20 protein-coding genes are annotated in these 26,228 nt (G+C 39.1%); 8 read left to right on the top strand and 12 right to left on the bottom strand.

Translation table 11 applies throughout. The annotated features are described in order from the left end of the window. The first annotated feature begins 111 nt into the window (after positions 1–111). Both H9565_RS03180 and H9565_RS03175 read left to right on the top strand, forming a co-directional pair. The gene (locus H9565_RS03180; protein ID WP_215437400.1) at positions 112–1,917 is read left to right on the top strand and encodes a M61 family metallopeptidase; all 1,806 of its coding nucleotides are present in this window, start codon (positions 112–114) and stop codon (positions 1,915–1,917) included. After that, positions 1,899–2,447, top strand: coding sequence for a GNAT family N-acetyltransferase (locus H9565_RS03175; RefSeq protein WP_215437398.1), 549 nt, complete (start codon positions 1,899–1,901; stop codon positions 2,445–2,447). Before H9565_RS03180 ends, H9565_RS03175 begins: the two co-directional genes overlap by 19 nt. Before the next feature lie 171 nt (positions 2,448–2,618). On the opposite strand, the gene H9565_RS03170 is transcribed toward H9565_RS03175, so the two are convergent. The 8 genes from H9565_RS03170 to H9565_RS03135 all read right to left on the bottom strand — a co-directional run bounded on the left by H9565_RS03170 (position 2,619) and on the right by H9565_RS03135 (position 14,558). Further along, on the bottom strand, positions 2,619–3,128 hold the full coding sequence (locus H9565_RS03170) for a hypothetical protein (RefSeq protein WP_215437395.1): 510 nt from the start codon (positions 3,126–3,128) through the stop codon (positions 2,619–2,621). Between the two features lie 68 nt (positions 3,129–3,196). After that, positions 3,197–3,475, bottom strand: a complete 279-nt coding sequence (locus tag H9565_RS03165) for a F0F1 ATP synthase subunit epsilon (RefSeq protein WP_038236125.1) — start codon at positions 3,473–3,475, stop codon at positions 3,197–3,199. Positions 3,476–3,552: 77 nt separating this feature from the next. After that, on the bottom strand, positions 3,553–5,061 hold the full coding sequence (gene atpD / locus H9565_RS03160) for a F0F1 ATP synthase subunit beta (RefSeq protein ID WP_215437392.1): 1,509 nt from the start codon (positions 5,059–5,061) through the stop codon (positions 3,553–3,555). A 182-nt stretch (positions 5,062–5,243) separates the two neighbouring features. Continuing rightward, a complete protein-coding gene (locus H9565_RS03155; protein ID WP_215437390.1) occupies positions 5,244–6,869 on the bottom strand; it encodes a G-D-S-L family lipolytic protein in 1,626 nt (541 codons plus the stop codon). A 19-nt stretch (positions 6,870–6,888) separates the two neighbouring features. Then, positions 6,889–9,681 (bottom strand): TonB-dependent receptor, encoded by a 2,793-nt coding sequence (locus H9565_RS03150; RefSeq protein WP_215437388.1) that lies wholly within the window; start codon positions 9,679–9,681, stop codon positions 6,889–6,891. A 195-nt stretch (positions 9,682–9,876) separates the two neighbouring features. Next, on the bottom strand, positions 9,877–11,724 hold the full coding sequence (gene glmS / locus H9565_RS03145; RefSeq protein WP_215437385.1) for a glutamine--fructose-6-phosphate transaminase (isomerizing): 1,848 nt from the start codon (positions 11,722–11,724) through the stop codon (positions 9,877–9,879). 189 nt (positions 11,725–11,913) lie between these two features. After that, positions 11,914–13,743, bottom strand: coding sequence for a DUF4270 domain-containing protein (locus H9565_RS03140; RefSeq protein WP_215437383.1), 1,830 nt, complete (start codon positions 13,741–13,743; stop codon positions 11,914–11,916). Positions 13,744–13,748: 5 nt separating this feature from the next. Further along, positions 13,749–14,558, bottom strand: coding sequence for a glycogen/starch synthase (locus H9565_RS03135; protein ID WP_215437382.1), 810 nt, complete (start codon positions 14,556–14,558; stop codon positions 13,749–13,751). A 108-nt stretch (positions 14,559–14,666) separates the two neighbouring features. On the opposite strand from H9565_RS03135, the gene panC reads away from it, so the two are divergent. The 5 genes from panC (at position 14,667) to radA (ending at position 19,444) form a co-directional block, all read left to right on the top strand. Beyond that, a complete protein-coding gene (gene panC, locus H9565_RS03130) occupies positions 14,667–15,509 on the top strand; it encodes a pantoate--beta-alanine ligase (protein WP_215437380.1) in 843 nt (280 codons plus the stop codon). A gap of 17 nt (positions 15,510–15,526) precedes the next feature. Beyond that, entirely contained in the window at positions 15,527–15,877 is a 351-nt protein-coding gene (panD, locus tag H9565_RS03125) for an aspartate 1-decarboxylase (RefSeq protein ID WP_215437378.1), read from the top strand. Between the two features lie 2 nt (positions 15,878–15,879). Then, positions 15,880–16,845 (top strand): lysylphosphatidylglycerol synthase transmembrane domain-containing protein, encoded by a 966-nt coding sequence (locus H9565_RS03120; protein WP_215437375.1) that lies wholly within the window; start codon positions 15,880–15,882, stop codon positions 16,843–16,845. A gap of 27 nt (positions 16,846–16,872) precedes the next feature. Next, positions 16,873–18,015, top strand: coding sequence for an alpha/beta hydrolase (locus H9565_RS03115; protein WP_215437373.1), 1,143 nt, complete (start codon positions 16,873–16,875; stop codon positions 18,013–18,015). Positions 18,016–18,082: 67 nt separating this feature from the next. After that, on the top strand, positions 18,083–19,444 hold the full coding sequence (gene radA / locus H9565_RS03110) for a DNA repair protein RadA (RefSeq protein WP_215437371.1): 1,362 nt from the start codon (positions 18,083–18,085) through the stop codon (positions 19,442–19,444). Positions 19,445–19,581: 137 nt separating this feature from the next. Here the strand turns inward: radA and H9565_RS03105 are convergent, their stop codons facing one another. Then, on the bottom strand, positions 19,582–20,622 hold the full coding sequence (locus H9565_RS03105) for an NADP(H)-dependent aldo-keto reductase (RefSeq protein WP_215437369.1): 1,041 nt from the start codon (positions 20,620–20,622) through the stop codon (positions 19,582–19,584). Between the two features lie 146 nt (positions 20,623–20,768). After that, positions 20,769–21,536 carry an exodeoxyribonuclease III gene (locus H9565_RS03100; protein ID WP_215437367.1) on the bottom strand — a complete coding sequence of 256 codons (768 nt, stop codon included), beginning with the start codon at positions 21,534–21,536 and terminating at the stop codon, positions 20,769–20,771. 88 nt (positions 21,537–21,624) lie between these two features. Here H9565_RS03100 and H9565_RS03095 point away from each other — a divergent pair, with 88 nt between their 5' ends. Then, positions 21,625–23,706 carry a TonB-dependent receptor family protein gene (locus H9565_RS03095; RefSeq protein WP_215437365.1) on the top strand — a complete coding sequence of 694 codons (2,082 nt, stop codon included), beginning with the start codon at positions 21,625–21,627 and terminating at the stop codon, positions 23,704–23,706. Here the strand turns inward: H9565_RS03095 and H9565_RS03090 are convergent. Next, on the bottom strand, positions 23,703–25,253 hold the full coding sequence (locus H9565_RS03090; RefSeq protein ID WP_215437362.1) for a glycine--tRNA ligase: 1,551 nt from the start codon (positions 25,251–25,253) through the stop codon (positions 23,703–23,705). The two genes, H9565_RS03095 and H9565_RS03090, sit on opposite strands and share 4 nt — an antisense overlap. A gap of 37 nt (positions 25,254–25,290) precedes the next feature. Then, on the bottom strand, positions 25,291–26,187 hold the full coding sequence (locus H9565_RS03085) for a hypothetical protein (RefSeq protein WP_215437359.1): 897 nt from the start codon (positions 26,185–26,187) through the stop codon (positions 25,291–25,293). Positions 26,188–26,228: the final 41 nt, after the last annotated feature.

The following is a 26,228-nucleotide window of genomic DNA, read 5'->3' as shown; positions in this document are numbered from 1 at the left end:
TCTCCTATGTATGCATTTGGTTGGTCACACAGGGACTAATCTTATATACTAAATTGAAATGTAGAGAATACACTCTTTAAATGGTATATTAGTGACATTAAATTTACATTAATGAAATTCTACCTTACGTCCCTATTGCTTACTACCATTAGTATACTTTTTGCCCAAACCAATAGCTATGAAATTTCTTTTGAAAACGCCATTCACCATGAAGCGGTTATCAAAGGAAGCTTTCCAGAGTTAAAAACGGATACGATCTCTTTTAGAATGAGCCGTACGTCACCTGGCCGCTATGCGTTACATGAATTTGCCAAGAACGTATATAATTTTAAGGCTACGGACAGTAAAGGAAAAACTTTGGAAGTTCTGCGCCCAGACCCCTACCAATGGCAAGTAATAGGACATGACGATCTTATTAACATAAGCTATACGCTCTTTGCTAACCGAGGTGACGGAACTTATTCACAGGTGGACGAAACCCACGCACACCTGAACATACCTGCAACGTTCATGTATGCTCCTGCGCTTAATGAGAGAAAAATTAAAGTGGATTTCAAAGTTCGAAAGGATTTAGGCTGGAAAGTCGCCACCCAACTTCCTTTGGTTTCCGAAACAACCTATTCTGCCCCCAACCTCTATTATTTTATGGATAGCCCTACGGAAATCAGTAACCATTCCGTTCGTGAGTTTGAGGTAGAGGATAATGGAAAGAAACAAAAAATACGCTTTGTATTGCATCATAATGGCACCGATGAAGAATTGGATGCTTATTTTGAGAACGTGAAGAAAACCGTTTTGGCGGAGAGAGATGTTTATGGAGAACTACCCGAATTCGATTACGGCACCTACACCTTTTTGGCCTGTTACATTCCCAATGCTTCGGGTGATGGCATGGAGCACCGTAATTCAACTATACTCACCAGCACACGTAGTTTAGCAGAAGGAGGCATGAGTGGTAACATAGGTACCGTGTCTCATGAGTTTTTTCACGCTTGGAACGTAGAGCGCATACGCCCCAAATCATTGGAACCTTTTAATTTTGAAGAAACCAACATGAGCGGAGCGTTGTGGTTTGCCGAGGGTTTTACAAGTTACTACACCAACCTTATACTTTGTAGGGCAGGGATTATTTCGCCCACAAAATATGTAGAGGGTATTAGCGGTACTTTTAATTATGTTTGGAACTCACCTGCACGCCAATTTTTTAATCCTATAGAAATGAGCTACCAAGCTCCGTTTGTAGATGCAGCCACTTCCGTAGATCCTGTTAACCGGGAAAATACTTTTATCTCCTATTACTCTTACGGGAGTATTCTAGGACTAGCGCTTGATTTATCCCTGAGAGAAGAAAAACTAAACCTGGACGATTTTATGAAACACGTCTGGATGCAATATGGTAAAAGCGAGCAACCGTATACCGTTGAAAACCTGCAAAAATCCTTAGCAGAATATGCAGGAAATGATATTGCTCAAAATTTCTTTGGCAAATACATCTATAAAAGCGAAATGCCGGATTACAAGTCTCTTTTAAACTCCGTTGGTGTTGCGCTCAAACAAAATCCGGAAGAACCTTATTTTGGGGCATCGGTTTCTTTAAATGGCGACGGACACGGTCAGATACAATCCAATCCCAAAATGGGCACTCCAGCATATAAATCCGGATTGAACAATGGAGATATTATAACCCATATAAATGATGCCGGATTCCCGGACGGGCAACAGTTTAGCGCTTATATAGCAGGGCTAAAGGTTGGGGATACCCTAAACATTAAATTTACAAGCCAAGGATTCATAAAACAGACCAAACTTATTCTGGAAAGAAATCCAGATTACCATCTGCAACTAATGGAAAAAGAAAATATAAAACCTTCAAAAAAACAGTTGCGCAATAGACAAGAATGGTTAAAAGTAAATTAAAAGTGATTACCACTACGATTACAACAGATAGTGAGCTAAAGCAAATTCTAGCTCTTCAAAAGAAAAACCTGTCCTCTACACTTTCTCCCAAGGAAAAGGTCCAAGAAGGTTTTGTAACCGTAAAACATACTTTTGAAATTTTAAAAGCAATGAATGATGTATGTCCGCATATTATAGCCAAATCAGGTGATTTAGTTGTTGGTTACGCCCTCTGTATGCATCCAAAGTTTGCAGATGAAATACAGGTTTTAAAACCTATGTTTACCCAAATAAAATCTGTTATTCCCAAACCGGAGAATTACATGGTTATGGGACAAATCTGTATTGATAAGGCATTTCGAAAGCAAGGTATATTCAGAAAATTATACAAAACCATGCAAACCGAATCACGAGAAAATTTTAATTCTATTATCACTGAAGTAGATGCCACAAATACCCGTTCCTTAAGTGCACATTATGCTATTGGTTTTAATGAATTACAAACTTATGAGTCCGCTGGGCAAAAATGGGTGATTGTTTTACTTCAATAAACTTTAAAAGTAAAGCAGTAAGCTATCTTCAAAATTGAACTATGACAGTTTTACTATCAACGTCTTCCTGACCGAAAAAAGTCAAGACCAGCGTATTTGTATAAGAAGCCCAAGGGTGAATCCTTGAATTTCTATTCTATGCCTTATTTAAAATATATATCCTCAAGAAAATCAATCAATTTCTATCCATTTTTGGTTATTGGCTTGGGTAGCATCCAGTAAACTTATCTGTAATTTTTGGGCCAGTACTTTTCCTTGTTCTATAGCATCTTTTTTACTTTCTAAAAGCGAGATATTAAAATGTTTATTTCTGTTGTACCATAAATTAACCTCGAACTGAGCTTTTGAATTTTTAAAAACAGAAATGTACTCCAAGTTTTGAAAGTCCTTCCATTTCCCCTTCTTAAAAGGGCCCACCCTATAAACGGACTTGTAGCGATAATTGTCAAAGTCAAAATAATAATCCCTTGTTACGGATGACCCTAGTCCTCCCATAAATGTAATTACGGCTGCCTCCAAAGCATTTACAGCACCTCTAACCTCTCTGGATTCACCGTATAAATCAATAGTGACCAAAAAACGATAGAAAAAATAAATAGCAGCGGTGAAAAACAAAGATGCCAGTACCAGTTGCCAAAATGGACGGTTACCCCCTGAAATAATTACGTTGCTCTTAGCCATCTTTATAAAAACGAAAAAGCCATACGGTTAAGTATGGCTTTTTAATATTTATTGCACAGTGCAAATCTCTAATCGGCCAATACAATTACCCGATTATCACTCATTTCAACAGTTCCACTAGAAATGGGAAGTATAACCTTTCCGCTAGCGTCTTTTGAAAACTTTGAAGCATGTGCCTCTTCTATAGTTATGTTTCCGTCCACACGAACATTACCTTCTTGAAGCAAAGAAACTATAGCCGCGTGACCGTTCAAAATTTGAAACTCGCCATTAACTCCCGGTACAGTTACCGATGTTACTTCGCCTGAAAATAAAGTGGCTTCTGGTGATACAATTTCTAAATACATCCTTTTTAGTATTGAGTAGTTAGTATTTAGCAATTAGTTCTGTACACACAGTACTAATTACTATGTACTGCTCCTAATTAAGCTTCGGCCAACATTTTCTCACCTGCTTCTATTGCCTCTTCAATGGTTCCTTTAAGGTTAAAGGCAGATTCAGGAAGGTGATCTAACTCTCCGTCCATAATCATGTTAAATCCTTTTATGGTCTCTTTAATATCAACCAACACCCCTTTAAGACCAGTAAACTGCTCTGCTACGTGGAAAGGCTGTGAAAGGAAACGTTGTACACGTCTTGCACGACCTACTGCCAACTTATCTTCTTCGGAAAGTTCTTCCATACCAAGAATAGCAATAATATCCTGTAACTCTTTGTAACGTTGTAACAACTCTTTTACACGTTGTGCACAGTTATAATGATCGTTACCTAAAATCTCGGCAGTTAGGATACGAGAAGTAGAATCCAATGGATCCACCGCAGGGTAAATACCTAACTCCGCAATTTTACGGGAAAGTACTGTTGTTGCATCCAAGTGAGCAAAGGTTGTTGCAGGAGCCGGATCCGTTAAATCATCCGCAGGAACGTATACCGCCTGTACAGATGTAATAGAACCTCTTTTAGTTGATGTAATACGCTCTTGCATAGCACCCATCTCTGTTGCCAAAGTTGGTTGGTAACCTACCGCAGAAGGCATACGACCTAGAAGAGCCGATACCTCAGAACCCGCTTGCGTAAAACGGAATATATTATCTACAAAGAAAAGTACATCTTTACCTTGACCTTCTCCAGCACCGTCTCGGAAGTACTCAGCAATTGTCAATCCTGACAATGCCACACGAGCACGTGCTCCTGGTGGTTCGTTCATCTGACCAAAAACGAAAGTTGCTTTTGAATCTTTCATAGCGGCTTTATCAACCTTTGCAAGATCCCATCCGCCTTCTTCCATAGAATGCATGAAATCATCACCGTACTTGATAATACCAGATTCCAACATCTCACGAAGTAAATCGTTTCCTTCACGAGTACGCTCACCAACACCTGCAAATACAGAAAGACCACCATGGCCTTTAGCGATATTGTTAATTAACTCCTGAATCAATACGGTTTTACCAACACCTGCACCACCGAACAATCCAATTTTACCACCCTTTGCATAAGGCTCAATAAGGTCAATTACCTTAATACCGGTAAAAAGAACTTCGGTAGAAGTAGAAAGGTCTTCAAATTTAGGAGCGTCTCTGTGAATAGGTAAACCATCTTTACCTGCTTTAGGCAAATCGCCCAAACCATCAATAGCATCACCAATTACATTAAAAAGGCGACCATACACATCATCACCAACCGGCATTTGTATTGCGCTACCTGTCGAAAGCACATCTGTTCCTCTACTTAGACCATCAGTAGAATCCATAGAAATTGTTCTCACAGTATTTTCACCAACGTGAGACTGTACTTCTAAAACAAGTTTAGAACCATCTTTACCAGCGATTTCAAGAGAATCGTAAATTTTTGGAAGGGCATCTCCTGATTGGAATTCCACATCGACTACTGGCCCAATAATCTGGGAAACTTTACCTGTAACTTTTGACATTACTTTATTAGTTTATGAATTCAAATTACTTACTGTATTGAAAAACACCTTAATACAGCTATGTTTTTCAGGCTGCAAAGGTATGTTTTTCAACTTGAATTGAAAACTACTTTTTATTCTTTTTTCACCATAAAAAAAGGCACCGTTAAATGGTGCCTTGTAAAACGTAAGAAAATCTATACCTATTGCAATGCCGGCGAATAGTTCGTTGGGAAATTCCCGATGTTGAACAAAGACCCGGATGCCTCAAAATTAGATTGATATGTAGCATCTATTGCTTTCATAAATTCATTTGCAATAAGTGCATACCCCCTAGCTGTCAAATGCACTCCATCAAGAGAAAAACCTCCTCCTGTTACTAAATTGGCGGTTAAAGTAAAATCACCGTCCGTAACACCGCCCTGGGCCAAATCCTGCAACAATTGGTTGGCATCTACAAACGCCAAGCCAGCAGCAGAAGCGGCAGATGTAATTGTAGCATTAAACTGATCCGTAGCAATCTTAATTTCATCTTGTTCTTCTGGTGTTAAGACCCATTTATCGGCTAAAGGTAATGTTATACCCTCTACAGAAAACTGACCGGCTACCGCTGCAGGAAGATTTGCTGCAGAAAGTGCGGCAAAAGATTCTTCATTAACGGTTCCGATAACCTTACTACTAGGTAGCACCAATAAATCATTTTCCGTTGCAGGTCTGGTCTGCCCGTAGGTTGTTCCCAACAGACTAGCTACCAACGGAGCCGCTTCCTGAGGCAGCCCCAGCTGCGTAACAAATACCGGAAATGCAGGGTTTGCATTAAAAGCACCTGTAATCTGGGCCGATATGTCTACAAGTGCCTCATCCTTAATAACGACCGCATTGTCTAACGTATCCGAAAAAACAACAACTCTCTCGGTCTCTCCCAAAGCCGTATACACTTGATTCAATGCACCGTAAACCGTATTAAGAGTTGGCACCTGAGCAGCAAAATCATTTTCTTCAGGATCAATAGGATCATGAGGAACAGTTGTAAAATGCGGAATTGAAGTTACATATGGAATATTTGCCACAACCCCTTTTGCACCACCCGAAGTTAAGGTAGTTACGAGCGTATTAATCGCGAGGTCAAAAGTAGGTTGATCCGTAATAGGATTTGTTCCATCACCTCCTGAAAGCGCATATCCAAGTACATCATTATTTCCAATCCACAATGTAAAAAATGTAGGTGATTGGGCCATGGCCAGTTCTAAAACCCTAGCATCTGGTGTAGCACCCGTCATTCTAACAAAATAAGGATTGGCCAATTGAGCCGATAAATTGGCTATATTTCCATAACCTGGCGCCAATAGATGAAAACTCTTTGCTCCTGGAACACCCATATTATTGAACGGGCCTGATGGATTGTTCAAAACAATATCCGTTGTTGGGGCCACCTCACCAACTACATCGGACAAATCAACAGGGCCTGCCCCTCCGAAAACCAATCTAGGATTAAAGCCTTCTATTTGTGAACCGCCGGCCAATAGCCCCCCAATATTATCATTCATTAGTGGTTGAGAAAAAGAACCACCTCCTGCCAGCGCAAACTTAGTTGACAGCAGATTCGGAAAAGAGTTGGCTTGTCCCGCTTGAAAAAGTGCATTATCCGTAAAACCTGCGGTTAACGAATTCCCCAAAGAAACATAGGTTGAAAAATCTGCAGAGCCCGCATTCAATTCGGCAAGTGCCTCCGCCATTACTTCTGGCTCAAGATCAACATCTTCAGGGTCATTACAGGCCGTAAAGGCCAAGATACCTAAAGAAAAGTATATATATTTTAAGTTTTTCATTTCAACTTGAGATTAAAAATTAATTGTTAATTGTCCAAGATAAGTAGTACATAGAACCAATATAACCGGTACCGAATGCCGTGTAATATTCCTTACCAGTCAAGTTTGTGCCTCCCAATTTAAATGAAGATTTGATACTTGGAACTTCATAATTGATTTGTGCGTCAACTACATGAAATTCTGGAATAACGCCGTTACCAAAAGTAGCTTCCCAGAAATAATCATCACTAAACCTGTACGATACGTTAAATCCAAAGTTTTTAAATAACTGTTCATTTCCAAAAGATGCCTTGAACTTGTGTTCAGGAGTGTTGAAATTCAACATTACATCTGGATTAGCATCACGATCAAAATCCAATTTTGTATACGTGTAACTACCTCCTAAATTATAGTCGCCAAATACTTTCATATTAAGGCCTAAAGACGCACCATAAGAACTAACGTCAGCATCAGTATTAGTATACGTGCTATACGCTTGATAATCTCCGTTAGCTATCGCACCTACAGAAAGGCCACCATCACCAACTACCCCATAGTAAGGAGAAATTACAACTTCTTGTGAAATAAAGTCTTTGTATGTATTGTAGTAGGTACTAAAATCTATCACAAGTTTATCTACCTTACCCCTATAACCAATTTCAAAAGATGTTACTCTTTCCGGTTTAACTAAATCCGGATTTGCAATTTCCAGCACGGAAGGATCTCCTGTTGCCCCTAAAGCGGCCACAGATGCAGCAGAATAGGAATTATTATAAGCCACAGCACCGGTTTGGGTTACCGTTGATGGTTGTTGAAACTGAAATTGGCCAGTAGCACTTACATCAAAATCTCTTGAATATTGCCCCAAGTTATCCGGTGCAGAACCAATTAAAATGGCCCTACCGGCATCCAAACCAATGAAAAGATCTTGTGTAGTAGGGTTTCTAAATCCGGTTTGAGCAGAAGCCCTAATATTATGGTCTCTGTTTAACGTATAACCCGCAGATAGTCTTGGCGAAAAGAAACCATCAAAAAACTCAGACTTATCATAACGAATAGACCCCGTTAACTTCAAGCTTTTCTCTCCCGCCAAAGGCAAGGTCTTTTGGATCTGAGAATAAATTCCAAATTCAGAATAGTCAATTGGACCATCTTCTTCCGAATCCGTATATATGGTACCTAAGGAATTTAGACTATACTCCCTAAATGAACCACCAACTTGAATTTCAGCCCAATCAATCAAATGACTAAAGTTATAATTACCATCTGCATGATAATACTTAGATTGATCGTAAAATTGAGATCCCTTGCTTAGGTCCGGGTCTTTAATCACTTTATTAAAAGCAGCCTCAAATTCGGGCGTACCAGGAAGATACCTTCCGGATTCTGCTTGTGCCCTACCGGCAGCGTGAGCCTGTTCGTCTGTGGCTCCGGCCAATGTTGCCTGAACATAAGCTCCCGTATACTCTCCAAACCAAGTATTATTATCTTTCCAAGTTTGGTTAATATTGATTCCGGTAAATACCATATCATAAGAATCACCTGCTTTATCACCAACCACATAACCCCTTACAAAAAAGTTATCGTTTCTAACCTCAAGCTTATGCTGCTCTTGAAAGAATCCGTCAATATTGTATCTATTGGTACCCTGGTAAATTGTTGTACCTGTACCCACCTTACCTACGTAGGAAATCTCCAAACTTTTACCTTCAATTGGCCTGTAATACAAGCCCCAATCCGCCTTTATACTTTCAGCGTTATATTGGGTAAGGTCACTTTCATCATAACCTGTTCTACTTACGATTTCAGAAGGAACCAGAGCGTTAGCTCCTGCAGGCAATACACCTAAACCTTCCAAAGTAAGGGCTACATCCTTAATGTTCGTAGAAACCTCATCCCCATAAACATTAACACCGTCATAATTCAAATTATCCCTAGTTCCCCCGGGAGTATTTTTGTCATCTATATTATTAGCTGCCCAATCAGTTCCCTTTAGATATCCGAAATTGACTTTACCTGCAAATTTTTCACTAAACTTATATGCAGCTCTAATGCCAAAATCCGTGTACGAATTGTCACCTGCAGCTTTTTGGGATGTTATACCTCGTTTAATAGACACACTTATACCCTCGTAATCAAAAGGGTTCTTACTACGCATGAACAAGATTCCGTTAAAAGCGTTTGCTCCATACAGTGCAGATGATGCACCCGGCAACAATTCAACACTTAAAACATCTGGTTCAACTAAACCTACCAAGTTACCAATTGGAAAGTTCAATGCAGGTGTTGAGTTATCCATACCATCAACCAACTGCATAAAACGGGTATTTGCAAAAGATGCAAACCCTCTAGTATTGATTGATTTGAAGGTTAAACTATTTGTGTTTACGTCAACCCCTTTTAAATTTTCAAGACCACCATAAAAATCTGCGGCAGTACCGTTCTTTATTTCCGAAACACCTATTCGCTCTACCGTAACCGGTGACTCAAAAATACGCTCGGGTGTTCTTGAAGCAGATATAACCACTTCATCTAAAAATGTTTGGGACTCATTTATTACAATGGTCAAGGTTTGATTGTTAGAGGTGACTTCCTCCGCAGTATCGGAATATCCGATACTGGTAATTCTTAACTGAAAAGGGGGTACTTCAGAAGTTTGCAAATTGAAATTACCGTCAAAATCCGTTGTGGTACCAATCGCTTTTCCTTCGATAACGATATTGGCCCCTGGTACGGGCTGACTGTTCTGATCTACCACTTTCCCGTTTACCGTTGTTTGCGAAAATCCAAAGCTAGACGCCAACAGCAAGGCCAAAAATAGTATTGCTCTCATGTTAAGTTTAAGTTAAAAACGTTAGTAACCCGAAGTTACATTTTTTTTTTGACCAATAATCATAAAATGAAAAAAATTATGCATGCATAGTATATTTTTCCTAAAAAAGACCCCTAAAAATTACAAATTCACCAAAACAAAACAGGTCCCGACATATGTCGGGACCTGTTAAAAACTTATACTTATCTTAAAATACTATTCCACCGTAACGGATTTTGCCAAATTTCTAGGCTGATCTACATTACAACCGCGCATTACCGCTATATGATAGGATAAAAGCTGTAATGGTATAGTTGTTAGCAATGGCGTAAGACTTTCTAAAGTCTCAGGAACCTCAACCACATGATCGGCCAACTCCTTAACTTGGGTATCGCCCTCTGTTACAATAGCGATAATCTTACCTTTTCTCGACTTTATTTCTTGAATATTACTTACTACCTTTTCATAATGCCCTTTTTTGGTTGCAATAACAAAGACTGGCATTTGCTCATCTATTAATGCAATTGGACCGTGTTTCATTTCCGCAGCAGGATATCCTTCTGCATGAATATAACTGATCTCCTTAAGCTTTAAAGCGCCTTCCAAAGCCACCGGAAAATTGTACCCTCTACCCAAATACAGACAATTGGTAGAATCTTTATATACTTCCGATATGATTTCTATTAAAGCGTTGCTTTCTAAAACCTTCTCCACTTTTGCGGGAATAGTTTCTAGCTCCGTCAAAAATTCATGGAACCTAGATTGGGAGAAAATTCCCTTTTCTTTGGCCAACTTTAATGCAATTAACGTAAGAACGGTTATTTGAGTAGTAAATGCCTTAGTTGACGCCACTCCAATTTCAGGACCGGCATGCGTATACGCACCAGAATCCGTTTCTCTTGCTATAGAAGAACCAACCACGTTACAAACTCCAAATACATAAGCTCCTTTTTCCTTAGCCAGTTTTATTGCCGCCAAGGTATCTGCCGTTTCTCCCGATTGAGAAATAGCAATTAATACATCTTTATCTGTAATTACCGGATTCCTATATCTAAACTCCGAAGCATATTCTACTTCTACAGGTATTCTCGCTAAATCTTCAAATATATATTCCGCTACCAACCCAGCATGCCATGATGTACCACATGCTACAATGATAATGCGGTTGGCGTTCATGAACTTTTCAATATTCTCATCAATCCCAGCCATCTTTATGAGGCCTTGGGCAGCACGTAACCTACCTCTATAAGTGTCTAAGATAGCTCTTGGCTGCTCATATATCTCTTTGAGCATAAAATGATCATACCCTCCTTTTTCAATTTCCTCAATATTCATTTTGAGCTCGAGGATATTAGGATATGCTACCGCATCATTCTTTATCTTACGAAGTTTAATTTCCTTACCTAAACGAACTATGGCCATCTCTTCATCTTGAAGATACACTGCATTATTGGTAAATTCTATAAAAGGGGAAGCATCCGACGCAATAAAAAACTCGTTATCGCCAATACCAATTGCCAACGGGCTACCTAATTTGGCAACCACTATCTCATCCGGTTTCTTTTTGTCGAATACGGCTATAGCATAAGCACCCACAACTTCATTTAAAGCAATCTGCACTGCTTGACCTAACTTTACACCTTCGGTCTTTTGGACCTCCTCAATAAGATTTACCAAAACCTCGGTATCCGTATCGGATTCAAAAGTGTAGCCTCTTTTAATAAGCTCTTTTTTTATGGACTCATAGTTTTCGATAATTCCGTTGTGGATAATTACCAAATCACCTGAATTTGAACAATGCGGATGAGAGTTTACATCATTCGGTACACCGTGGGTTGCCCAACGTGTATGACCAATACCCAGTTTCCCTTCTAAAGAAATAGAACCTTCTGCCTTCTTCTTTAAATCTTCAACTTTACCCTTGGTCTTTGCTAAACTTATTTTTTCGCCATCGTAAATTGCAACACCGGCACTATCGTACCCTCTATATTCAAGACGTTGTAAACCTTTTACGACAATCGGATAGGCATCTCTATACCCTATATAACCTACTATTCCACACATACTGTATATGTTAATTTAAGTTGGGGAAAATAAATATTCATCACAAATGTACTAGAAGCTAGCCAAATGCCCTTAAAACACACTTATAAAACGAAAAATATCGTTAATTGGTATAAGTAAGGCCAATCTGAACATCTGCTAGTATAAAACTTACATTACTAAAAATTAGAGTAGTTGTTTTGTATAAACTTAGTTGGTTTCGGTATAGAAAATTTCAAGCTTGAGTTTCTTATCATCTTCCGCCCCATCAGCACTACCATAAAGGACAGTACCTAAAGGTGAAACTGTATTGGCTATGGGCAATTGTTGTTCTTCTCCATTCTCCAACATAGCATTTCCCACAGTATTAAGAAATAAATTGGGCGTAGTGGTAAGACCCAAATTTACATTATCTTCATTATTAACGATAAGGCTATTGATATACGTTGTTATGTTAACACTGTATTTAACACCTTTACCATCGCTATCAGTTTCTATTATTCCTCCATACTCGTTAGACCTACCATCCGCATCACTTGTTGATAGCGGTAATATGGTATTCGTTTCCGAATTGTATAGATAAAGGCGTTGTGGCTCAGCACCTAAATTATCATTGGCAACATAAAATACAAGATTGGCATTGTTGATAATCCAATTATTGGATTTTATCTCGTTAAGTGCTTCTCTACTATTTGCTTCATCAAACAATTTAACTTCAGCAAAAGCACCTGCCCCTCCTTTTAAATAGATTTTTGCTGCATTTTCACCTGTATCCAAGTTATCCGTTATCTCGGAAGGATAGGCTTCATTAATAAATGTATTTACGGCATTACCATCTGTACCCAAAAATTGACCTTGCGAACTAAACGAATCCCTTACAAAACTCAACACTACATCCTTTTGTCCTGCTTGCTCTGTAACTGCACCGGCAGAATCTGCAGTATCATAATTATATGTAATGGTGATGTTTGCCGATTTTATATCGAACAAAAACATGACATCATTACCTCCCGATGAGAGAGAAAAATGCAATCCGCGCAAAAACTCTTTAAAATTTGCTTGACTTTCAAGTTCTGTAGAACCCTCCTTATCCAAAATATTCTCCTGAAAAAAGTCTTTGTCCAAAGCTACTCGAATTCCAGGTGCCAAATAGTTGAATTGGGTAGACTCATCAACATCTTCAGTAGAAACATCATCTCTTTTAGGCACAGGTATCTGATCTCTGCTAATTACAATTTCTTCAGAACTTGCCTCGCTATCATACAATACCTCATCAACAAAAGTGGGCGCAAATTCCTGACTTGAATAGTATTCTTGGGCCTCTTGAAAATTGGCTGAAGGATCAAGATCACGTAAAAAATAAGTGGACCGCTGTACTTTTAAATTAAAGGATGGATTGTCTCCTTCACGATATAAACGACCATCAACATAAATACTATCCAAATCAAAAGTCTTGGCGAACTGATCCCTTACAAAATTTGCGTCATCCGTATCATCCGTACTATCAAGAGGGTTAGACCCTTTTGTTTTCTCCTGATTATCCAAAAGTCCTCCGCCATCAGTATCACTATTGGGGTCTAACGGATCCTTATCCAGTTCATCTATAACGCCATCCAAATCGGCATCACCTGATGGATTTGTTAAAAATGGGATGTACAAATAAACAGACTCTACAGTTTCATTTTCTTGAATCTGTGCCGGCACACTAGTGTTTTCTGTATCTTCCTGCTCCTGACTATACGTGCCAAAAGTAGGCGCACCACTAGGCAACAAGACCTGAGTGGTTACCTGTGCTTCGGTTTTACCATAAAGTGGATCATCATAAATGCCCAATTGATAAATTGGCAATCTATTCGTAGATACGGCCTTCACCTTTTTATTATAGGCAAAGACATCAAAGACGGCCTTATTATTTTTGAACGGCTCTCCACCAACTACGCCAGAACCAATGGTTGTCAAGTCTTCTTCACAAGACGTAAAGATGGTAACCAATACTATTACTGCAAGAGCAGGGAGCTTTAATCTGTTCAAAAAAATCATTCGGGCTATTTTAAAACTTCAGTGTTATAAAAATTGGCATACGCTTCCTCAAATTCTTGTAAGGAAACATACGGCAACACAGGTTTTTCAAGGTTGGATATGTGACTTTGTAAATCTTCCGGAATTTCTTCCGCTGCTAAAATAACCGCATCAGAATGATCTACGGCTATCTTTAACAAATTATTATAGGTAGGAGTTTTAAGTGCTTCAATACTATCTTCTGAAATACCATCAAAAGCCACCTTCTTTATCATTTCAGAATCCAGTTCGCCTTCAAAAGACTTACCGTAAACAGAGGTTACGATTTTACTGGTATCGAACAAGGGTTCGTCCGCATAGTATTTCTTCAGGTACAATGGCAATAAAGACGCCATCCAACCATGAACATGTATAATATCTGGAGACCAGTTCAATTTCTTAACGGTCTCAACAACACCTTTAGCAAAAAATATGGCTCTCTGGTCATTGTCCGGAAATAAATTCCCATCAGCATCCGCAAAAGTAGCCTTACGCTTAAAGTACTCATCATTGTCTATGAAATACACCTGAATTCGCTCACGAGGTATAGAAGCCACCTTAATGATTAGCGGCATATCCATGTCGTTAATAACTAAATTCATACCGGACAAACGTATAACTTCATGAAGCTGATGTCTACGCTCGTTGATATTGCCATACCTGGGCATAAAAATCCGAATTTGGCCACCATTGCTGTTAACCATCCTAGGAGTTTCATAAGACATTAGGGAAACTTCGTTCTGCGGAAGATAGGGCACTAACTCCGAGGATACGAACAATATCTTTTTACCATTCATATATGCAATGTTTTTTGTGTGTATTTGGTGCAACGTGGCTGCAAAATTACAAAAATTCTACAGATTAGCCGTAATTATAGTAAGTTTGCTCGCTTTTAAACCAAACCTATGCTGGTATTCAAAACTAAAAAAGAACTCTTAGACCACATTTTAAACCGGCCTAAAACAAACACTTTAGGACTCGTACCCACTATGGGCGCACTCCATACGGGGCATGCCTCTCTAGTTCAAAAAGCGGTTAACGAAAATAACATCGTCGTGGTAAGCATATTTGTCAATCCCACTCAGTTTGACAATAAAGAAGATTTGGCCAAATATCCCCATACTTTTGACGCCGATTTAGACCTCTTATCGAAAATTTCGGAAGATATTTTAGTCTTTTCACCTTCTGCAAGTGAAGTCTACGACAACCAAATAGAAGCCAAAAAATATAATTTTGAAGGTTTGGACACCGTAATGGAAGGTGCATTTAGAGATGATCATTTTAATGGAGTAGGTACTATTGTTGAAGCGCTACTTTTACTTGTAAAACCGGACAAGGCTTACTTTGGCGAAAAAGACTTTCAACAGCTACAAATCATAAGAAAACTTGTAAAACAAAAAGAAATTCCGGTTGAGGTTATAGGTTGCCCAATTGTTAGGGAAGCCCACGGTCTTGCCATGAGCTCCAGGAATGAAAGGTTATCGCCCCAATTACGACAAAAAGCTGCATTCATCTACAGAACGTTATTAACTGCCAAAGAAAAATTTGGCACGAAAAGTGCAGATTATGTAAAGGATTGGGTTAAAGGACAATTTAACGAACAGTTAGATTTAGAGTTAGAATATTTTGAAATAACAGATACGGAAACTTTAGGCCCGATCACAACAAAAAAAGAAAACCTAAAATATAGGGCGTTTATTGCCGTTTATGCCGAGCGCGTTAGACTAATAGATAATATTGCCTTATAATTAATTACCTTTGTCAGATGCAAATAGAAGTTGTAAAATCCAAGATTCACCGTGTAAAAGTCACTGGCGCCGATTTAAATTATATTGGCAGCATTACTATTGATGAAGATTTAATGGATGCAGCCAATATCATTAGAGGCGAAAAAGTACAAATTGTAAACAATAATAACGGCGAAAGGTTAGAAACCTATGCCATTCCAGGACCAAGAAATAGTGGAGAAATTACACTAAACGGTGCCGCGGCAAGAAAAGTTGCAGTAGGTGATATTTTAATCCTTATTACCTACGGCAGAATGGATATTGAAGAAGCTAAGAAGTTTAACCCCGCATTGGTTTTTCCTGATGAGGGCACAAATTTGTTGAAGTAAACTTGAACGAAAAACTTAAAAAGATACTAAAAACTGTACTCCCAATAGCCTTGGGAGTTTTTTTAGTTTGGTACTCTTACTACAAGACCTCACCGGAAGACAGGACACAAATTTTATTTTACGTAAAAGAAGCCGACCTTTTTTGGGTAAGCATATCCATTATACTTGGCATTCTTGGCCATATTTCACGGGCTGTACGCTGGAACTATTTGTTAGAACCGTTAGGATACAAGCCTAAGATTATAAATAATGTGTTTATTATTTTAATGGCCTATTTTGCCAATCTGGGTATTCCCAGAACAGGTGAAATTCTTAGGGCTACCGCCTTAACAACCTATGAAGACGTTCCTTTTGAAAAAGGATTTGGCACTATTGTAACGGAGCGGGTTATTGATGTAATCATGCTTCTTTTCCTTATTGGTCTTACATTAATTTTACAGACCGATAGTATCTTGGGCTTTTTGCAGGACAGGGGTTTTAACTTAAAAAGCTTATTGCTTTTAATGGGTGCAGGTGTCATTGGACTCATATTTTTCTTTTTCTTCATTAAAAAATCTACGCATACACTGGCCGTGAAAATCAAAGGATTCGTAAAAGGGCTCATGGAGGGCGTTTTTAGCATCTTTAAAATGAAAAGAAAATGGGCTTTTGTGATACACACCCTCTTTATTTGGGGTTGTTATATTGCTATGCTTTGGGTCATAAAATTTACCGTGCCGGAAACCATTCACCTATCTCTTAGTGAACTTATGGTTGCCTTTGTAGCAGGGTCTTTTGCAATGACTGCTACCAATGGCGGCATAGGCCTCTATCCTATTGCAGTAAGCAGTGCTTTGGCCATTTTTGGCATTAGCGCAGTTTCCGGTGATGCCTTTGGGTGGATTATGTGGATTGCACAAACTCTCATGATCGTTGTTTTTGGGGCAATATCTTTTCTGGTATTACCGTTATTCAACAGAAACCGATAAGGTTTTGTTGTACCCAAAAACTGAACCATGTTACGCAAACTCACTTTTTTTGCATGCCTGCTATGCGTTAGTCTGAACGCACAAGTCACACAGGAAATTTTTGAATCGTTTAAACTGCAAGAGCGGCGCGATGTAAAATACTATTTTCCAGAAGACTATGATGAAGAAAAAAAGTACCCCTTAATCGTTGTTCTTGACGGCGAATACCTGTTTGACCAAGTAGTGGCCAACGCCAAATTTTATCATAAGTTTCATGGTATGCCCGCTAGCATTGTAGTGGGTATAGAGCAGAGTAAAAAGAGCATCCGTTTTGACGATTGCGCTTTTGAGCCAGATTCAGGTCTTCCCTCCGAAAAAGCAAAAAAATTCTTTGAGTTTTTAGGGATGGAAATCATACCCTACCTAGACCTCAATTACAGCACCGCCCCGTTTAAAATGATTGTAGGTTATGATATTACGGCCAACTTTACCAACTATTGGCTCTTTAAAGAAAATTCACTTTTTAACGCATACATAAATATATCTCCGGATTTGGCCCCAGAAATGGAAACAAGGGTACCTACACGTCTGGCCGCGTTTGATAAGCAGATTTTCTATCAGTTAATAATGGAGTCCGAAAAAAACAAGAATACACCACGGGTTCTACAGATGGACAAAGCTATTAAGGCAATTGATAAAGAATCTCTTCATTACAATTTTTTACAATATGACGGTGCCGACCATATTTCAATAGCTACTTACGGGCTAGGAAAGGCCTTTGACAACATTTTTGGCATGTTTAAACCCATTAGCCCTAAAGAGTACAAAACACAGATATTGACATCCGAAGAACCTGCTTTTCAATATTTAGAAACCAAATACCAAAGTATAGAGGATTTGTTCGGGTTCAAAAAAACCGTAGACCTTAATGACATCATGGCTATATACGCCGCATGCCGTAAAAAGGAAGACACAGAATCTTTAAAACCCCTTGCCGAACTTTGTAAAAAAGAGTTTCCGGATACGATGATGGGCTTTTATTTTGAAGGCGAATACTATGAGCAATTGGGCGAACCCAAAAAAGCTTTTAAAACTTTTGAAAAAGCTTTTGCTATGGATGAAATAGATTTTCTTACCAAAGAGATGGCTTTAGAAAAAATTGATGCTTTGAAAGCTGATTTTGGATATTAATCCTTAAGCTACAATTCATAAAATACCAAACAAAGTTTTACCTTTAAGGTCTACTTAAAATTTAAGGATGGCCAAAACAAAAACAGCTTTTTTCTGCCAGAATTGCGGTACCCAATACGCCAAATGGGTAGGACAATGTTCCGCCTGCAAAGAATGGAACACCGTAGTTGAAGAAGTCATTCAGAAAGAAGAAAAGTCAAGTTGGAAGACAAGTAGCGTAACTGTTTTAAAAATAGCAAAACCATTACGGGTCAATGAAATTAGTACGGATAAGGAGCTTCGGCTAAACACTTTTGACTTGGAATTCAACCGTGTATTGGGAGGCGGCCTGGTACCTGGCGCATTAGTTTTATTAGGAGGTGAACCGGGCGTAGGTAAAAGTACATTGCTTTTACAAATTGCACTGAAACTTCCCTATAAAACACTCTACGTTTCGGGGGAGGAAAGCCAAAAACAAATTAAAATGCGGGCGGATAGAATTCACCCCAATAGCGAAACGTGTTTTATCCTTACCGAAACCAAGACTCAAAATATTTTTAAGCAGATAGAGGCTACAGAACCGGACATAGTCGTTATCGATTCTATTCAAACCCTACATTCCGATTATATTGAATCGGCTGCTGGAAGCATATCCCAAGTACGCGAATGCACCGCCGAACTCATTAAATTTGCCAAAGAAACCAATACTCCCGTTATCCTAATCGGTCATATTACCAAAGATGGTTCTATTGCCGGTCCAAAGATTCTGGAGCACATGGTAGACACCGTTCTGCAGTTTGAAGGCGATAGAAATTACGTTTACCGCATCCTTAGAGCCTTGAAAAACCGTTTTGGCTCAACAGCGGAATTGGGTATTTATGAAATGCTAGGTGGCGGACTCAGACAAGTGAACAACCCATCGGAAATATTGATTTCCAAAAATGATGAAGGACTAAGCGGAACGGCCATTGCATCTACTGTAGAAGGTATGCGGCCATTAATGATAGAAATACAAGCCCTCGTTAGCACCGCAGTATACGGAACTCCACAACGCTCTACCACAGGCTACAATGCCAAACGCCTTAATATGCTTTTAGCTGTTTTAGAAAAAAGAGCAGGCTTTAAACTTGGGGCAAAAGATGTTTTCCTGAACATTACCGGAGGAATTTCCGTAGACGACCCAGCTATTGACCTAGCTGTTATTGCCGCCATCTTATCCAGCAATGAGGACATCCCTATTGAAAAAGGGGTTTGTTTTGCCGCAGAAGTAGGACTTGCCGGGGAAATTAGGCCTGTACAGCGTGTAGACCAGCGTATTTCCGAAGCGGAGAAACTTGGTTTTACCTCTATCTATGTTTCCAAGAACAATAAAATCACCTTAAAAAACACAAAAATAGAAGTACACCTAGTTTCAAAAATAGAAGATATGGTCAGTGCGCTTTTTGGATAATGAATATATTTAAAACAAAAAGCAGCGCCCTATCGCTTATCACGAAGGATACGGGCAGTAACCAAAATTATGAGGATTACTGCCACAATTACGATCAACTGTCCAAGACCTACCTTTAGAAAAAACATACAACCCATTTATGGTGCCGGATTAGGAATTGAATTGTGTATTGCTTCAATACCCTCAAGCACCTCATCACTTAACTTCAGGTCTATACTCTCAATATTTTCCTGTAATTGTTTCATTGAAGTTGCTCCAATAATGGTACTTGTTACAAATGGTCTTGTGTTAACAAAAGCCAATGCCATTTGCGCCATAGAAAGTCCGTGCTTTTGAGCTAGGTCATGATACTTCTCCGTAGCCTTAATTGCTGGGTCACTACTATATCTGTTATAGTTAGGGAACAAAGTAATTCTGCCCGTTGCAGGCTTCATACCACCTAAATATTTTCCGGATAACGTTCCAAAACCCATTGGAGAATATGCCAACAGCCCTATTTTCTCACGTAACGAAATTTCAGAAAGACCAACCTCAAATTGGCGGTTCAGGAGACTATACGGATTCTGAATAGTGATTGCACGGGGCAAACTAGCATGTACTTTACTTTCCGTTAAAAAACGCATAGTTCCCCAAGGTGTCTCATTGGATATGCCTACGTGTCTAATCTTTCCTTCACGAATTAGATCGCGCAAGGTTTCTAATACTTGGTGGATATTATCTTTCCAATGGTCAGATATATCATGTTTATATCCTCTCTTCCCGAAGTAATTGGTATTTCTCTCTGGCCAATGCAACTGATAAAGGTCTATATAGTCTGTTTGAAGACGACCTAAACTGCCTTCAACGGCACTACGGATTGCTTCTGGCGAAAAACCAGTGGTACGGATAAACTTTGTAAAATCTGCTTTCCCGGCTATTTTTGTAGCTAGTACAACTTTATCACGATTACTATTTTTCTTGAACCATGTTCCAATTATTTTTTCCGTTGCAGAATGGCGGTCCGGGTGTGCAGGAACGGGATACAACTCAGCTGTATCAAAGAAGTTAACACCGTTTTCTAGAGCATAATCCATCTGTTCATGGCCTTCCGCTTCTGTGTTCTGTTTGCCCCAGGTCATTGTACCAAGGCAAATTTTACTGACTTCAATATCAGTGTAAGGTAGGGTAGTATTTTTCATGTATTCTTTGGGGTATTTTGGGGTACTATTTTCAAAAGCCCCAAATTTAAGCATTTTGAAGGGTTAGGAAAAACCCCTTATCGAATGTTATCTAAAAATCGCCCAAATGCTCATTTATTACGTGCCGATCAATCTCATTTACCACACTAAGGCTTGTCTACCTCAACCAAAATAGGACAATGGTCACTATGTTTTGCTTCAGAAAGAATAACAGACCTCTTTAACTGATCTCTTAAAGGTTCTGCCACCATGGCATAATCCAAACGCCATCCTTTATTATTATTTCTGGCATTGGCCCTATAACTCCACCAGGTATAGTTGTCCGGTTCTTTATTAAAATGCCTAAAACTGTCTATAAATCCACTTTCCATAAAATTGCCTATCCACTCCCGCTCAACCGGTAAAAATCCTGATACATTTTTGTTACGAACAGGGTCATGAATATCTATGGCCTCATGACAAATGTTATAATCGCCCAAGACGATAAGATTAGGATGTGTTTTCCTAAGTTCATCGGCATATTTCTGAAAATCTGCCATATACATTAATTTATGGTCCAACCGAGCTAAATTCGTGCCCGATGGCAAGTACATGCTCATTATAGAAATATCTCCAAAATCTGCCCTGATATTCCTCCCTTCAAAATCCATGTAATCTATACCTGTTCCCTTTTGGATGGCATCCGGTTGTTTTTTAGACAAAATAGCGGTTCCGCTATATCCTTTTTTCTGAGCACTAAACCAATAATTGTACTTATAACCGGCCTCTTCAAAAAGAGAGAGGTCTAGTTGCTCCTCCATCGCTTTTATCTCCTGAAGACAGATCACATCCGGGCCAACCGTTTGCAACCACTCTATAAAACCTTTATTCAATGCGGCACGTATGCCATTTACGTTATACGATACTATTTTCACGTCTGTTACTTTTTTACGAAAATAAGCATTGTAGACCAAGAAGCCCGTGAAGTTTCCTATTTTTACGCACTTCTAACAAAAGCCCTAAATGAAGTCTATTTTTTCAGCCCTTATCCTTTTACTTTTTGCACAACTTGCAAATGCGCAAAGCCCAATTCAAAAAGATAGTATTACCGTGTTAGAAGAAGTAATTTTAACGGACACCATCCTAAAAAAACAAGCTACAGGCATTGTTCCTTCTACCATTATAGGCTCAAAAAGTTTTCAGAACTATAGCCCTGTAGATATGGTTTCTGCCATTAATCAGATTCCTGGGGTATTTGTGCTTTCGGGAGCTCTGAACACAAATAAAATTACGATTAGAGGTATCGGGGCCCGTGCCCAGTTCGGGACGGACAAGCTTCAACTTTATTACAATGATATTCCCGTAACAAATGGCACGGGCGCTTCTACCATTGAGACCTATGACCTAGAAAATCTGGACGGCATAGAAGTTATTAAAGGACCAAAAGGCACAGCCTATGGCACAGGTCTTGGCGGAGCTATCATTCTACGGTCCGACAAAAATCTGAAAGAAACCTCTAGTCTTGAAAATAGTTTTACAGCAGGTTCGTACGGGCTCTTGAAGAACAATCTTAGATTCTCGCATTCAGACAAAAAACTCTCCCTGATGCTACGGTATGGGCATATGGAAACGGATGGATATCGTGAAAACAACAAGTTTGAGCGCGATGGAATTTTAATTAATACTTCGTATAAAATCAACTCTAAAAACACCTTTTCTTTTTTATTGAACCATATTGATTATTCTGCACAAATACCAAGCTCTTTAAGTAGATCTGCTTTTGACGAAAACCCGAAACAAGCAGCTTTTACATGGAAATCTTCTCAAGGCTTTGAAGACAACAACTACACCCTTGCCGGACTCTCTTACCAACATAAATTTAGCTCACGATTAAAAAACACCACCAGTATCTTCTACACTTATCTTGACCATTATGAGCCAAGACCCTTCAACATTCTAGATGAAATTACCAATGGGTATGGTTTTAGAAGTAGATTTCTTGGCGATTTTAATTTTCTCAAAGGGAAGGCGGAATATACTTTTGGGGCCGAACTTTACAAAGACGAATACAATTGGGGCACATTTGAAAATTTATACCAAGAGAATAACGGTAATGGGAGCCTGAAGGGAATGCGCATTAGCAGAAACAAAGAATTTCGTAGAAAATTTAATGGCTTTGGATCTTTGACCCTACCCTTTACCAATAAGTTAACGGCCCAAATAGGCCTTAACATTAACAAAACGCATTATGACTTTAGGGACCAGTTCAACACCGGCTCAGATAATAAAAGTGCAAAACGCAATTTTAGTGCCATTGTATTACCCAGTCTTGACGTAAGTTATCATCTGAATACGGACCATTCCATATACGTCAATGTTAGCCGAGGTTTTTCCAATCCAAGCTTAGAACGATCTCTTACCCCGGAAGGCGTAATTAATCCTGATATTGCACAAGAAACAGGCATGAATTATGAAATAGGCGGACTGTTTAATTTTTTCAGTAAAAACTTTCGGGTAGACGTGGCTATCTACCGCATGGACATCAAAAACCTTCTAGTAGACCAACGCATTGGCAAGGATCAATATGTTGGAAAAAATGCAGGAAGCACCAAGCACCAAGGAATAGACCTAGAGTTAAGCTACGCCATTAAACTATCGCCACAACTGCAACTCAGACCTTTTATAAATTATACTTTGAGCGATTTTAGCTTTGCAGAATTTATTGATGAAGACAACGATTTTTCAGGAAACCCGTTAACAGGTGTTCCTAAAAACAGATTAAATTCTGGCTTACAATTACAAATGAAAAACGGTTTTTATTGGAACACAACCCATCAATATGTAGATCAAATATCATTGACAGATGCCAACACCCTCTACAGTGACGAATTTAATGTGTTTAACTCAAGAATTGGTTATAGAAAACAATTATCCGCCCGTTTCTCTATTGGGTTTGATTTTGGGGTCAACAACATTTTTGACACCAAATATACCCAATCCGTTCTTATTAACGCTACTGGGTTTGGCGGCAGTGAACCGCGCTATTATTACCCAGGAAACGGACGTAATTGGTATGGAGGCTTAAAACTAGGAATGAAAATTTAAGCCTCTTGCATTTTCATTAACCAGCTTTTCATATCTACCGCTTTGTGAATAATTGACCTTAAACTAGATATGTCAACACGTTCCTGCTCCATTGAGTCACGATGACGAATGGTAACGGTATTATCCTCTACCGTTTGGTGATCAACCGTTATACAGAATGGAGTACCATTGGCATCCTGCCTTCTGTAACGACGCCCAACAGCATCTTTTTCATCATATATTACATTGAAATCCCATTTAAGGTCATCAACGATTTTATGAGCTATTTCTGGTAGACCATCTTTTTTCACCAATGGAAATATAGCCGCTTTGGTAGGAGCCAAAACAGCCGGTAATTTTAAGACCGTTCTAACCGAACCGTTTTCCAACTGCTCTTCCCTTAGCGAATTAGAGAATACGGCCAAAAACATACGATCCAAACCTATTGAAGTTTCCAATACGTAAGGCACGTAGCTTTCTCTGGTTTCCGGATCAAAATATTGTAGTTTTTTTCCGGAGAATTTCTCGTGGCTAGACAAATCAAAATCCGTTCTTGAGTGTATTCCTTCCAATTCCTTGAAGCCAAAAGGAAAACGGAATTCTATATCTGCGGCAGCATCTGCGTAGTGCGCCAATTTCTCATGGTCATGAAAACGATAATTTTCTTCACCAAGACCTAGGGAAAGGTGCCATTTTAAACGGTTCTCCTTCCATTTTTCATACCATTCTTGCTGCGTACCCGGCTTAATAAAAAATTGCATTTCCATTTGCTCAAACTCCCGCATACGGAAAATAAATTGGCGCGCCACAATTTCATTACGGAACGCTTTTCCTGTTTGGGCTATACCAAAAGGAATTTTCATTCTTCCCGTTTTCTGAACGTTCAAGAAGTTCACGAAAATACCTTGTGCCGTTTCCGGACGTAAGTAAAGGTCCATAGCAGTTTCTGCAGTAGCCCCTAACTTAGTTCCGAACATGAGGTTAAACTGTTTTACGTCTGTCCAATTTTTAGAACCTGACATAGGGCAAGAAATATCCAACTCCTCAATAAGTTTTTTAACGTCTGCCAAATCTTCATTCTCCAAAGACCTACCTAGTCTTTTTAAAATTGAAGTTACTTGTTCTTGGTAGTCCACCACTCGTGGATTGGTAGCCAAAAACTGTTCCTTATCAAACTTATCACCAAAGCGCTTAGCGGCTTTAGCCACTTCTTTTTCTATCTTACCTTCAATTTTTGCAACATGGTCTTCAACAAGAACATCTGCACGGTATCTCTTTTTGGAATCCTTGTTATCTATTAACGGATCACTAAAGGCATCTACATGACCGGAGGCTTTCCAAGTAGTAGGGTGCATAAAAATCGCGGCATCAATGCCTACAATGTTGTCATTAAGCTGCACCATTGCTTTCCACCAGTAGTCCCGTATATTTTTCTTAAGTTCGGAACCGTTCTGCGCGTAGTCATAAACGGCACTTAATCCATCATATATTTCGCTAGATTGAAATACGTAACCGTATTCCTTTGCATGGGAAATTACCCTCTTAAAATCATCTTCTTGTTTTGCCATGCGGCAAAAATAGAATATTAGGGCAATGAGTAAAAATTTATTTTAATTCAAATTCACTTGAAGACAGAAGTTTTTGGTTTTCAAAAATATTCAACCTGTAAATACCTTCCTCTAAAGATCCTTGGGGCAACGTAATGAAGTCACAAACATTGGTTTCTTCCCCACTAAACACAAACGCCACTCGCTTGCTATAAATATTCCCGTTTACGGCTATAGTGTTTGCATTATCTTCTATAACCCGCATATTCGGATCTAAAAATTGGAAGTAGATTACCTTTTCGGCATTTAGTTCGTGGCCGTCCGCAGCTACGGTAACACAACCGCGCAATTTTTCAATAAGTGATGCTTTATTGGTTTTTATTGGTTTGCCCGAGCGTAAGCGAAAACCACTGCCTTCCGTATTCTGTAGGGCCAAGTATTTTTTAGCTTTGAGTTCCTTGTTCAACTCGCTAATCTTTTTTCTTTGAAGAGCCTCAGCTTCGGCAAGGGAACTACTTTTTCCTCGTAAAACCTCTATTTGCTTCTTGGTTTCCTCATATTTATCCGAAAGAAGCATATTGTTGTACCTCAAGAAATTGTTCTTAAGCTTTAAACTATCGTTTTTAGCTTCCAACCTACGTAACTCGGTTTTATATTCCCTAAGTTTTTCTACGGTAAAATTTAAACGACCAACGGAATCCAACAATTGTTGCACCCTATATTTTGAACTTTCTAGCTCAATTTCATTTACCTCATTAAGTGCCGAAAGTCTATCAACATCGGTTTTCATTATGGTAAGGTCTTTTACCAGCAGCTCTTTTTCTTGTTCCAAGAAAACAATCTGACTTCTAGATTGTGCATAGCTATAGTAAAATGCTATTAAGATACCTATGATAACTGCAACTAGGGCAGTAAGTATTATCTTGTAGTTAAATTTAGTATCTTGAACGTCCATTGGGGCGTGTGGGGCTTTAAGGTAGGTTGCGCTAAGGCTAA

This window comes from Zobellia russellii, from assembly GCF_018728565.1.
Lineage (GTDB): Bacteria > Bacteroidota > Bacteroidia > Flavobacteriales > Flavobacteriaceae > Zobellia > Zobellia russellii.
Note: the sequence above shows the minus strand (reverse complement) of the source record. Positions and strands in the feature narration are given on the sequence as shown.